Source organism: Deltaproteobacteria bacterium CG11_big_fil_rev_8_21_14_0_20_49_13 (genome assembly GCA_002796305.1).
Taxonomy (GTDB): Bacteria; UBA10199; UBA10199.
This window is the reverse complement of record PCWZ01000088.1, coordinates 5,616-17,842: the sequence shown is the minus strand read 5'-3', so window position 1 is coordinate 17,842 and position 12,227 is coordinate 5,616. Positions and strand designations below refer to the sequence as shown.

Sequence of the window (12,227 nt, the reverse complement as noted above, 5' to 3'; positions counted from 1 at the left end):
GCAATCTCCATAAATCAAGTGTTTGCTTAGAGATTGCCGCGCCCCTTCGGGGCTCGCAATGACAGAGTAAGTAGGTTTTTAGAGGTGCCCTTAAATAAAGGGGGTTGAAAATATGCCAGCACCAACGAAGGTAAAAAAGGACGCGGGTCCAGAGACAAAGAAGGCCGAGCACGACCTGATGGCGATGGTACAGTCGATGCAGGATGTCAACAGCTACCGCGATCTTAACTGGGAGGGCTCTCTTTCCGATTATCTTCACATAGTCGACAAGAACCCGAAGGTGGCAAGAACCGCCTTCCAGCGCGTTTTTGATCTGATACTTACATATGGAACCGAAGAGTTCACAGAGTATAAGAAGAAAATAACCCGCTACAAATTCTTTGAAGATCCGTTCGAGAACGGCAAGGACGCCGTGTTCGGACTCGACGTTCATTTAATGAAGCTCCTTAACGCCTTCAAGGCGGCGGCCCGCCAGTACGGCACCGAAAAGAGGATACTCCTCCTCCACGGGCCGGTCGGCAGTGCAAAGAGCACGGTCGTGAGGCTCATCAAGAAGGGTATCGAGGCATATTCAAAGACACCGGACGGAGCCCTTTACTCATACGCGTGGCTCAAGAACGATCTGGACGATACTCGCGGCATATTCGGTACCGCTAATGAAATAAGGTGCCCGATGCACGAAGAGCCTTTAAGGCTCATACCCCTCGAGCTTCGCGAAAAGATGCTCGGTCATATAAACAAGAACCTTTCCGAAGCTGAAAAGATAATTTTGGAAGGCGACCTCTGTCCGGCATGCCGCTACATTTATAAGGAACTTCTTCTTTGTTACAAGGGCGACTGGGCGAAGACGATGGAGCACATCAAGGTGCGCCGCATCATCCTTTCCGAAAAGGACCGCATTGGTATCGGCACCTTCCAGCCCAAGGACGAAAAGAATCAGGATTCAACCGAACTGACCGGAGATATCAACTACAGAAAGATAGCCGAATATGGCTCCGATTCCGACCCAAGGGCGTTTAACTTTGACGGCGAGTTCAATATCGCCAATAGAGGACTTATCGAATTCATAGAGGTCCTAAAGCTCGACGTTGCCTTCCTTTACGACCTTCTGGGCGCTTCGCAGGAACACAAGATCAAGCCCAAAAAATTCTCGCAGACAGATATCGACGAGGTCATCATCGGCCACACGAACGAGGCCGAGTTCAAGCGCTTTCAGAGCAACGAATACATGGAAGCCCTTCGCGACAGGACGGTAAGGATAGACCTGCCATACATCACAAAATTGCACGAAGAGATAAAGATCTACGAAAAGGATTACAAACAGGGACGCATTCGCGGAAAACATATAGCCCCGCATACGCTGGAGATGGCGGCGATGTGGGCGGTGCTTACGCGCCTTGAGGAACCAAAGAAGGCCAACCTCACGCTCATGCAGAAGCTAAAGCTTTACGACGGCAAGAGCCTTCCCGGCTTCACGGAAGACAATGTGAAAGAACTCCGCAAAGAGGCCACCCGAGAGGGTCTGGAAGGCATATCTCCTCGTTATATTCAGGATAAGATATCCAACGCCCTCGTCGGCGAGATGGGCGCCGGGTGCATCAATCCGTTCATGGTGCTTAACGAACTTGAAAGCGGACTAAGGCACCATTCGCTCCTCAAGAACGATGAACAGAGAAAGCGTTTTGCAGAACTTCTGGCGGTCGTGAAGGAAGAATACGAAGATACGGTCAAGAACGAGGTCCAGCGCGCGATATCTGCCGACGAAGAGGCCATTACAAGGCTCTGCTCCAACTACATCGACAACGTAAAGGCATATACACAGAAAGAACGCGTGAAGAACAAATATACCGGTCAGGATGAAGAGCCCGATGAAAGGCTGATGAGGTCGATAGAAGAGAAGATAGACATCCCTGAATCGAGAAAGGACGACTTCCGCCGCGAGATAATGAACTACATCGGCGCGCTCGCCATCGAGGGAAAGCAGTTCAATTACAGGATGAACGAGCGCCTTCATAAGGCATTGGAGCTTAAGCTCTTTGAGGACCAGAAGGATTCGATAAAGCTCACAAGCCTCGTTTCTAGCGTGGTCGACAAGGATACACAGGAGAAGATAGACGTGGTGAAGTCGAGGCTCATTAAGAACTACGGCTACTGCGAGGTCTGCGCCACCGACATGCTAAATTTCGTCGCTTCGATATTTGCCAGGGGAGATATTAAAGAGAGAGGTCATAACTGATCTAGACCGCTCATGGTGAGCACGTCGAACCATGAGCGGCATGTATTATCTATTGCTCATCCTTCGACATGCTCAGGATGAGCGGACATAATGGCTCAGAAAATAGAACAGGATGTAAAGCGCTTTAGGGATATCATTCGCGGCCGAATTAAAAAAGAGCTGCGGAAGTTCATCTCCAATACCGAGCTGATCGGCAAAAAAGGGAAGGAGTTCGTCACCATCCCTATTCCCCAGATAGACATCCCTCATTTTGTCTACGGCGACCGCCAAAAGGGCGGTGTAGGGCAGGGCGAAGGCGATGTAGGCCAGGCGCTTGCACCCGGAGAAGGCAAAGAAGGCTCACAAAAGGCGGGCAATGCCCCGGGCGAACATCTCCTTGAGGTGGAAATATCCTTTCAGGAACTTGCGGAGATACTCGGCGAAGAACTGGAACTGCCCAAGATCCAGCCCAAAGGCGATGATGATCTTGTCAGCAAAAAAATTCGCTACACTTCAATAGGCATGTCGGGTCCTGAGTCGCTCAAACATTTTAAACGCACATACAGGCAGGCGCTAAAACGCCAGATAATGTCTGGAAGCTACGATCCCAAGAGACCCGTTATCATCCCGGTGCGCGAGGACCGCAGATACAGGATGTGGAAGGATGAGAAAAAACCCGAGACCAAGGCGGTTATCATATATATGATGGACGTTTCGGGTTGCCACACCAAAGGCCATTATGTTGAGATGGCAGATGGTTCTTATAAAGATGTTTCTGAAGTTTCAGTTGGAGATGTTGTGGCATGTGTTGATGTGAATGGTAGAAAAAAGATCCGGTCTGGTGTCACAGAGTTGTTCAAACATAATGTCACTGACACTGTAAAGATACAGACAGAAGATCATTTAGAACTGCGAGTAACGCCTAATCATAGATATTTCATATATAGTGAAATGGATGACCTGATCGTTGAGAAAGAGGCGAAGGATATCGGGACGGGAGACCTCCTCATACTTGTAAATCAATTTGGTAAAGCGGCTACTCTACCTTCCAAAAAGATCTTTACCACAGCTGAGGCGTATTTGTTTGGAGCGATGCTTGGTGATGGCCATGTTACCGTTCATATTGATGAAGATGATTCACAAAGAAACAGCCGTTTTGTCATGATCACGGATGAGAATGAAGAGAGGCTAGCCTACTATGCCGACTGTGCGCATACAGCATTTAATGTTAAGGGGATAATTAAGAATATAAGCGATAGAAAAAGACTTTACCTGAATTCCGTCCCTCTGGTGCGAAGGATCCAAGATGAAATGCCCTCACTTATTAAGAGGTCCAGGCAGCGCTATATCGAACCCCTAATTTTTCAGCAACCCCCTGACATAAGGGCCGCATTCTTAAGAGGACTCTTTGATGCCGAAGGGGCCATTGCTGCACATGCAGTTGAGATGATATCATCAAGCCTTTCGCTAGTGAAACAGGCCAAGTTGCTCCTTTCATTCTGGGGTATCAGGGCCAGGCTCAACCTGTATGTTCAGGAGGAGCGGGAGATCAAGGGTAACAAAATCAAGGAAGGGGTATTTTACAGGCTGGTCATAAATTCCAAAGATGCCATTACCTTCAGTAAGGAAATAGGTTTTGGCTGTAAAGAGAAACAGAAAAAATTGGTCGATCTGGTGAACAGGCAAGGGAACGGCATCGATGCCATGAGAAGCCGGTTCATCCCCGCGGCAGATTTTAAAGATCATTTTGGGAAAATGCCCTCGCTGGAAAAGATAAAGAGCCGATTGTATGAAGATGGACGAAATGCCTTTTCACACGCTAATATTAAAAGAATGATGGAATATGCCTTAACAGAAGAGCAACGGTCTGTTGTTTATAAGACATTAAGCGAATCTTTGCTCATATGCAAGGTGAAGGCAGTCGAAAACTGTTCGGACCCGGTCGAAGTTTATGACTTCACAGTGGACAAGCATAACAATTATATTGTTGACGGTGTATTGAGTCATAATTCCATGGGCAACGAACAGAAGGAGATAGTTAGGCTGGAGGCCTTCTGGATAGATACGTGGCTAAAGAGCCAGTATAAGAACATTGAGACCCGTTACATAATCCACGACGCGGTCGCGCGCGAGGTCGACAGAGAGACGTTCTTCCACACCCGCGAGAGCGGCGGAACGATAATATCTTCGGCATATAAGCTCTGTCTTAAGATGCTTGAGGAGAAGTACAACCCCAGCGTCTGGAACATCTATCCGTTCCACTTTTCCGACGGCGATAATTGGAGCGGGAACGATACCGATGAGTGTATCAAGCTTTTGCGAGAACAATTGCTTCCGGCATCCAACGTCTTTTGCTACGGGCAGGTGGAGAGCGAATATGGTAGCGGTCAGTTCATGAAGGACCTGACCGAGCACCTGCACGATGCCGAAAATCTGATCACAAGCAAGATAGAGAATAAGGACGCAATAGTTAGATCTATAAAGGACTTTTTAGGAAAAGGAAAATGAACTTAGGCCAGCAAAGCCAGCAAAGTTAATATCCACAAACCTTGCTGGCTTGAGGCTGGTATGATATGAACCTTACTCCAGACCTGTCAAAAATAAAAGATGAGATCGAAAAGTATGCGCTGGAGTGCGGGCTCGACTTCTTTCCGGTCATATTCGAGGTGCTCGACTGGAACCAGCTGAACGAGGTGGCTTCCTACGGCGGATTTCCCAACAGATATCCGCATTGGCGCCACGGCATGGAATATGAGGACCTTTCCAAGCGCTACGCATGGGGCCTTTCAAAGATATACGAGATGGTCATCAACAACGACCCCTGCTACGCCTACCTTCTTTACGCCAACAGCATCGTCGATCAGAAACTTGTGATGGCGCACGTTTATGCCCACTGCGATTTTTTCAAGAACAACGTTTATTTCGCGCACACTAACCGCAAGATGATGGATGAGATGGGAAACCATCGTACCCGCATCATGCGCTATATCAACAGATACGGCCAAGATGTGGTCGAAGATTTCATCGACGCCTGTCTTTCTATCGATACTCTGATAGATTGCCATGGTGTGGCCATAAAACGCGCGCGGGAAAAGGTGCCTATGCCCATCGTCGATGGGGAAGAATCGGTAAAGACGGTCAGAAAACTTAAATCCGGCAGGCAGTATATGGACAAGTTCATAAATCCGCCCGATTTTATGAAGGCGCAGGCGCAACAACTTGTAGATGATGAAAAACTGGAACATAAATTTCCCGAAAGTCCTGAGCGCGACGTTATGGGCTTTTTGATGGACTTTGCCCCGCTTGAGAAATGGCAGAGGGATATACTTTCTCTCCTTCGCGAGGAGGCCTATTATTTCCTGCCGCAAGGCCAGACCAAGATAATGAACGAAGGATGGGCCTGTGTGGCAGGGGATACATTGGTTCTGACCGGGAAGGGGTTGATTCCCGCAAAGGAGATCGTTGAACAAAGATTAAAAATAAATGTCAGCGACGGTGAAATACCCAGAAGACTTTACGATTTTGCCTGTTTCCCCGGTCGCGAATCCGTAAAAATAGAAACGAAGCGCGGATTGGTTTTGGAAGGTTCGACAACGCACCAGATATTATTAAAGGATTCGAATTGGAGAAGGCTGGACGGCATCAAGGTGGGTGATAAGATAAGTGTGCCGTCTAGTGCCGGACTTTGGCCGGAAAGCTACCAGAATATAGAATGGAGTCCTTTGCAAAGGCAGACATTAACAGATGTTGCCGGTTCCGCAGGCGTTAGTTTGAGCACCGTGATAAGACATAAGTTTGGACGGTCCCATAGTTGTTCGGCTTCGCTCATGGATCCGGCGCTTGCTGTTTACGAGTCTCAAATTGCAAAGATGGGCCTGATCAAAAAGGAAAGGAATAGAATTAAAATTCCGGCGGTTGTTGATGAAAGGCTTGCCAGTTTTATCGGTTATCTGGTGGGCGATGGACATATAAGCAGGGTCAAACGTGTTTTGGGTCTGACGTCCGGCGACGAGTTGCAAGCAGACCATTTTGCCGAATTGGGCCGAGACCTTTTTGGAGTGGAGTTCAGGAAAAAGAAGGATGACAATAGATGGAGAATTTTGGCCAGCTCCGAAGATTTGGCCGATTTTTTGGAGCACCTTGGACTTAAAACCGGAGTGTCGGCTCGCATTAAAGATGTCCCTCAAGTTATATTGCGTTCGCCAAAGAAAGTGATGAGAGCCTTTTTAAGGGCCTATTACGATTGCGATGGTTATGCAGGGCGGGGCGGCGTTATTCTTTCTACGTCCAGCAACACAATGAGCCGTCAGATACAGCTTATCTTGCTGAATTTTGGAATAATGACTTGGCGGCGCAAACAGCCAAAAGATATATGGCACGTTAGGATGTTCGGCCTTCAGACAAAACGGTTCATGGAAGAGATAGGTTTCGGGCTCCTTAGAAAACAAAGGAAGTTAGAAGAATATGTGAATAACAGAAAATGGTTCAAAGAAGAATCTGTTGATGATGAAGTGTTTTCTATAGAAGCCACCAGATCGGATGTTTACGATTTTTCTGTTAGCGACACACACCGTTATGTGGCTGGTGGATTGATCAATCATAATAGCTACTGGCATTCTCATATTATGACGAGGAGAGCTTTGAAGGATTCCGAGGTGATTGATTACGCAGACCATCATTCTGGAACGGTTGCCCCATATCCCGGAAGGCTTAATCCATATAAGATGGGTATCGAACTTTTCAAGAATATCGAAGAACGCTGGAACAAGGGAAGGTTCGGGAAGGAATATGATGACTGCGAAAATATGATCCAAAAGGCGAAGTGGGATAAGGGTTTGGGCCTTGGTCTCAAGAAGATATTCGAGGTAAGAAAGATTTACAGCGACATAACTTTCATCGACGAGTTCCTGACGCCAGAATTCTGCAGAGATCAGAAACTTTTTACGTTCGCATATAATCCGAGCGCCGACCAGTACGAGATAGCCTCACGCGAGTTCAAAAAGGTAAAGGAGAAACTCCTTTTCCAATTAACGAACTTTGGTCATCCCATAATCTCGGTCGTGAACGGCAACTACAAGAACAGGGGTGAGTTGATGCTCAAACATCAGCACGATGGTGTTGACCTGCGCCCCGATTATGCCTCGGAGACCTTAAAGAGCCTTTATAAGATATGGGCCCGTCCCGTTAATATCGAAACGATGGTCGAGGGCGTGCCCAAGATACTTTGTTTTGACGGGGAAGAGTATAAGGAATTCAGACCATAACCAAACGAAGAAGACGGAAGTCGAATGTCAGACCTCTGACTTCTGATTTCGGACTTCTGATGTCCTTTTAATTCTCCAAATTATCAACCCAACCACCGGAATGAGCAGGAAACAGTCCAAAGAGGCTATCAAGGGCTCTTTTATCGCCATGGTTATCATTATATTGAAGAGGGCGATTGCAAGGTAGAAGAGGGGATTTAAGAAGTGCGTAAGTGCGTGGATGCGTGAGTGCGTAAGTTTCGTGTCATTGCGAGCCGCAGGCGAAGCAATCTCCTGTGCGGGGGATTGCTTCGCCCTGCTCGCAATGACGTTAAATATAAGTATGACCGCGAGCGGTACCAAAAACCATCCTGCAAAGTTGGTAAAGGGGACGCCGAAGTATGAACCCCCGTTAGGATAATAATAGATATCTCCAAGGAACCATCTGTCGCCCATAACCGTTAGCGGGTCAATGATGATATCGAGCAGCATTGTGAGAAAAGCGCCGAGCAAAGCGGCCAATATGTCATTGCGAGCCCCAAAGGGGCGTGGCAATCTTCTGCATTCAATAGTGCTCGGGGGATCGCTTCGGCATTCGCCTCGCGATGACAGGCCCAGTATAAACCTTGCCGTTGTGTATCCCGCGAATATCATGAACGGATAGGAGAGCGAATCCCAAAAAGGGACGCCGAACACCATCAGCTCGCCCGGCATGTTCTCATATCTGTAATAGTAAAGTCCGTAAGGAAATCCGTTCCTGATCGATGATGCTTCGCTGGCAAGCGCCACCAAGTATCCTATTACAAGCCAGATGAACGTCTTTCGCCATCCCCAGTAGACGCGTCCCAAGAAAAGGAAGGCCGCCAGGAACATGAAGATATACGGTCTTTTAATGATTATTGTTAGGAGTGCGTCCATTAAGGCTTTGAATTGAAGAGCTCTATCTTGTTGTTCTTTATAATATCGAGGAAGATCTTAACTATATTCGGGTTCCATTGACCGGACTCATTTTCATCTTCCATGATCTTTATGGCGGTCGCGACCGGAAGGGCCTTTCTGTAGGGCCTGTCGGTGGTCATGGCGTCGAACGTGTCGGCAACTGCCAGGATCTGCCCGCAAATAGGGATATCTTCTCCCTTGAGGCCGTCGGGATAGCCCGTTCCATCGTAGCGCTCGTGGTGGCTTCTGATGCATGTCAGCGCCTCTTCAAGCGATTTTAATGGAGAGCAGATATCAAAACCGCGGGTCGGGTGGCTTCTTACGTGGACCATCTCTTCATCGGTAAGGCGGCCCGGTTTCAGTAGAATATCCTCGCGAACGCCGATCTTGCCGATGTCGTGCAAAAGTCCGCCCTTTCTTATCACCTCTAGTTCATGGGATGGAAGCACCAGCGCCTTTGCTATCTCCAGCGAATACTTTGCCACGCGTTCGGAATGGCCGCGAGTATAGATGTCCTTCGCTTCCAGCGCCTCGGCCAGGGAAAATAGTATGCTTTCGCTGGTGTCGAGGTCGTCATGAAGCTCTTTCATTCTTAGAAGGGACTTTATGCGTGTGATGAGCTCCAATTTATTGAAGGGCTTTACAAGAAAATCGTCGGCGCCGAGCTCTATTGCCTTTAGTTTGTCGTCGAGTTCCTGGAGCGCGGTTATCACAATGACCGGAACGAATTGCGTGTTCTTGTTCTGTTTGATAGACCTGCAGACCTCGTAACCCGAGATCTTAGGCATCATCAGGTCTAAAAGGACCATGTCCGGCGGGTCTTTTAATATTTTAGAGAGGGCCTCTTCACCGTCGAGCGCAGTTTCTATAGTATAATCATAGGGTTTTAACTGTGCCCGAAGGAGCTCAATATTGACCTTGTTGTCATCCACAATAAGTATCCGCGGCTTTTTCATAGCGAGGAGACTAACAGAAAACGCCTTGACAGTAAATGGTTAAATGGTTAGATGGTGCGCGGTTTAAGCATTAAACCGACTTGATATGTTCTTATTCAGATGGATAAAAAAACTGGTACTGCTTGTCCTGATAGTTACAGGGACCCTTTATATCGCCGATTATAATTGGAACGGAAAGCCCGTTCGGGAGCATTTTAAAGGGGCCTATCAAAATGGCATCATCTCGGAAGGCCTGAAGGATATATCCACATGGCTTTCGGATATTTTCAAGTTCGGTAAAACGGCCGCGACCGACAACATAACCGAAAAGGATAAGACGGCGCTTGAGGCGGTAATAAAGAACGAGTTAAAAGATAATATAATGAAACTGAAGGAAAAGGCGGAAAAAACCGAAACAGGAGACAAAAAGTAGCAAAGCTTTTATCATGTTTCATGCATCATGTCTCGTGCTTCAAATATAGAACCGGAGGATTATTATGACAGAAGCAAAAAAGTGTTCAGTAGCGAATTGCAAGCGCCCTCACAGGGCAAAGGGATATTGCGCTCTCCATTTCAAGAAATGGCGTGCCGGAGGGATGGAAGGCCACAAGCGCCGTTACAAGATCTGCAAAGAAGAGAACTGCAGGAAGCCGCTCTTTAAAAAGGGAATGTGCGAACAGCATTTCGGCGCATGGGCAGCATCCAAGAAGGGTGTCACGCCTGAAACCGCGGCCGCACCTGCGGCAGCTCCCGCCGAAGGCGCCGCACCGGCAACGTCAGCGGCTTAATATTCGATCATACGAATTTCAGAGGTGATAGTTGGATATCCTTTTAACCTCCCTCGGAAGCATAGGCGATATCAATCCGATGATAGGTGTCGGCCGCGCCCTCAAAAACGAAGGGCTTCGCGTACGCTTCATTACCAACGGTTACTTTAAGGTCCCGTTAAAAAAGGCCGGTATAGATATCATAGAGATTGGCGACGTTCGTTCGTATAGAAGAGCCCTCTCAAACCATGACCTATGGGACCCTCTCAAGGGTTTTAAGATACTTCAGGAGGAGATGTTCTTACCTGCCACATTGCCGGTGTACGAATGCATAAAAAGGAACCTTTCAAAGAGAACGCTGATCATTTCTTCCCCTTTTGCGTACGGCGCTAGAATGGCCCATGAGCGGTTCAATGTTTCGGGAGCCACCATCGTACTCCAGCCTTCAGGCCTTTGGGCCACCGCTCAAAACATCGCCCCCGAAAGGCTTGTTAAGATGCTCGACATTGTTTGGGGTCCTAAGATAAACAGGGCAAGGCAAAGCGTCGGGCTTCCTGGGTTCAAAAATATTTTCGGTGAATGGATATATTCGCCTCAATTGGTCATAGGCCTCTTTCCAAAATGGTTCATGCCGCCGAACACAAGATATCCGAGCAACACGAGATTTACCGGATTTTTGGGTTATGACGGTCCCCCATCGCAGGGACTTAAAAAAGAGGTAAAAGAGTTCATCTCCAAAGGCGACGAGCCTCTTTTATTTACGTTTGGCACAGAGATAAGCGGGGATGATAGTTTTTTTGAGGCTATCATAGGTGCTTGCCGCATATTGAAAAAGAGGGGTATTATTCTTACAAGGAATAAGAGCGCTATTCCCGGTTCGCTCCCTAAGAACATGCTTCATGTCGATTATCTGCCTTTCAGCAAGATATTACCCCACGTTGCGGCGTTTGTTCATCACGGCGGCATAGGCACTATAGCACAAGGACTCGCTGCAGGCGTCCCCCAGCTTGCCATTCCAAGGAACCTTGACCAGCCATTCAACGCTGAAATGCTCCGAAAAGTAGGTGTTGGAACGGTTCTCGAACCGGACGGCTTGGACGGAAAGGAGCTCGCCAAGAAATTAAGGACCTTGTTAACTTCTACACCGATAAAGAACAAATGCCTTAGTATTGCCAAAAAGACAGATCTTGATCGCGGGGTTTTAAATGTGCTCTCAAAACTTCATGAGACCTTTAAGATATAGCATGTGCGTTAAGAGAACTCTGAAAAATAGCGGATCTTATTCTTCGAGCGTAGTCGAGAAGATGAAAATCTCAACGGTCCTAGACTCGCTTATGCTCGCTCGAACAATAAAGCTGAATTTTTCAGGGCTTGTCTGATTATGAAGAAACTATTGTTAATATATGATCGTTTGTTTAAGGCGTTCGGCCCGCAACACTGGTGGCCGGGGGAAACTCCGTTCGAGGTGATGGTAGGCGCCATTCTTACCCAGAACACGAATTGGGGGAACGTTGAACGCGCCATTGCCAACCTTAAAAAGGCCGATCTCCTTGATCCATATAAATTATTAAAGCTCCCGCCCGCAAGACTTGCAGGGCTTATCCGCCCTGCGGGGTATTTCAACGTAAAGGCCAAACGCCTCCGCAATTTCTTAAAGTTCTTCACCGAAAGATACGATGGTTCCGCGGAAAAGATGAAGGCCGCGCCGCTTCACGAACTTCGCGAAGAGTTATTGTCGGTAAATGGAGTAGGACGCGAGACCGCCGATTCAATACTTCTCTATGCGCTAGATAAAACTATATTTGTATGCGATGCCTATACCTACAGGATCCTGAACCGCCATTCTTTGGCAGGAGAGGACGCCGATTACAATGAACTGCAGTCTATCTTTATGGATGGGCTTCCTGAAGATGTGGGCCTATTCAATGAGTACCACGCCTTGATCGTTCGGGTGGGTAAGGAGTTCTGCAAACCGAAGCCAAATTGCCACGAATGCCCTCTGGAGGGTCTTTTGTGATTGCCGTGAGTATCCCGCACCCTGATAATTGCGGTTTCAAGCCCATCCATTATCCGATATCATATTTAAATATGTGATATCATTGATTATTATATGTGGGGGCTCGCATTG

General features: G+C 47.7%; 9 protein-coding genes. 7 read left to right on the top strand and 2 right to left on the bottom strand.

What is annotated here, in order from left to right; genetic code table 11:
* Positions 1 to 178 precede the first annotated feature (178 nt).
* From COV46_08745 to COV46_08735, 3 genes are all read left to right on the top strand, one after another.
* Positions 179 to 2,236 carry a serine protein kinase gene (locus tag COV46_08745; GenBank protein ID PIR16348.1) on the top strand — a complete coding sequence of 686 codons (2,058 nt, stop codon included), beginning with the start codon at positions 179 to 181 and terminating at the stop codon, positions 2,234 to 2,236.
* A 90-nt stretch (positions 2,237 to 2,326) separates the two neighbouring features.
* Positions 2,327 to 4,723, top strand: coding sequence for a hypothetical protein (locus COV46_08740; protein ID PIR16324.1), 2,397 nt, complete (start codon positions 2,327 to 2,329; stop codon positions 4,721 to 4,723).
* Between the two features lie 65 nt (positions 4,724 to 4,788).
* Complete coding sequence (locus COV46_08735; GenBank protein ID PIR16323.1) at positions 4,789 to 7,479, top strand: SpoVR family protein; 2,691 nt, start codon at positions 4,789 to 4,791, stop codon at positions 7,477 to 7,479.
* A gap of 27 nt (positions 7,480 to 7,506) precedes the next feature.
* On the opposite strand, the gene COV46_08730 is transcribed toward COV46_08735, so the two are convergent.
* Together COV46_08730 and COV46_08725 are read right to left on the bottom strand one after the other, a co-directional pair.
* Positions 7,507 to 8,376, bottom strand: coding sequence for a hypothetical protein (locus tag COV46_08730; GenBank protein ID PIR16322.1), 870 nt, complete (start codon positions 8,374 to 8,376; stop codon positions 7,507 to 7,509).
* Positions 8,376 to 9,353 (bottom strand): hypothetical protein, encoded by a 978-nt coding sequence (locus tag COV46_08725; protein PIR16321.1) that lies wholly within the window; start codon positions 9,351 to 9,353, stop codon positions 8,376 to 8,378. The genes COV46_08730 and COV46_08725 overlap by 1 nt, the downstream gene beginning before the upstream one ends.
* Before the next feature lie 85 nt (positions 9,354 to 9,438).
* Between COV46_08725 and COV46_08720 the strand changes: the two genes are divergently transcribed.
* The 4 genes from COV46_08720 to COV46_08705 all read left to right on the top strand — a co-directional run bounded on the left by COV46_08720 (position 9,439) and on the right by COV46_08705 (position 12,116).
* Complete coding sequence (locus COV46_08720; GenBank protein ID PIR16320.1) at positions 9,439 to 9,765, top strand: hypothetical protein; 327 nt, start codon at positions 9,439 to 9,441, stop codon at positions 9,763 to 9,765.
* Positions 9,766 to 9,829: 64 nt separating this feature from the next.
* Positions 9,830 to 10,120 (top strand): hypothetical protein, encoded by a 291-nt coding sequence (locus tag COV46_08715; GenBank protein ID PIR16319.1) that lies wholly within the window; start codon positions 9,830 to 9,832, stop codon positions 10,118 to 10,120.
* Between the two features lie 31 nt (positions 10,121 to 10,151).
* Positions 10,152 to 11,342: a hypothetical protein gene (locus COV46_08710; protein PIR16318.1), complete on the top strand. Its 1,191-nt coding sequence runs from the start codon at positions 10,152 to 10,154 to the stop codon at positions 11,340 to 11,342.
* A gap of 138 nt (positions 11,343 to 11,480) precedes the next feature.
* Positions 11,481 to 12,116: an endonuclease gene (locus COV46_08705; protein ID PIR16317.1), complete on the top strand. Its 636-nt coding sequence runs from the start codon at positions 11,481 to 11,483 to the stop codon at positions 12,114 to 12,116.
* Positions 12,117 to 12,227 lie beyond the last annotated feature (111 nt).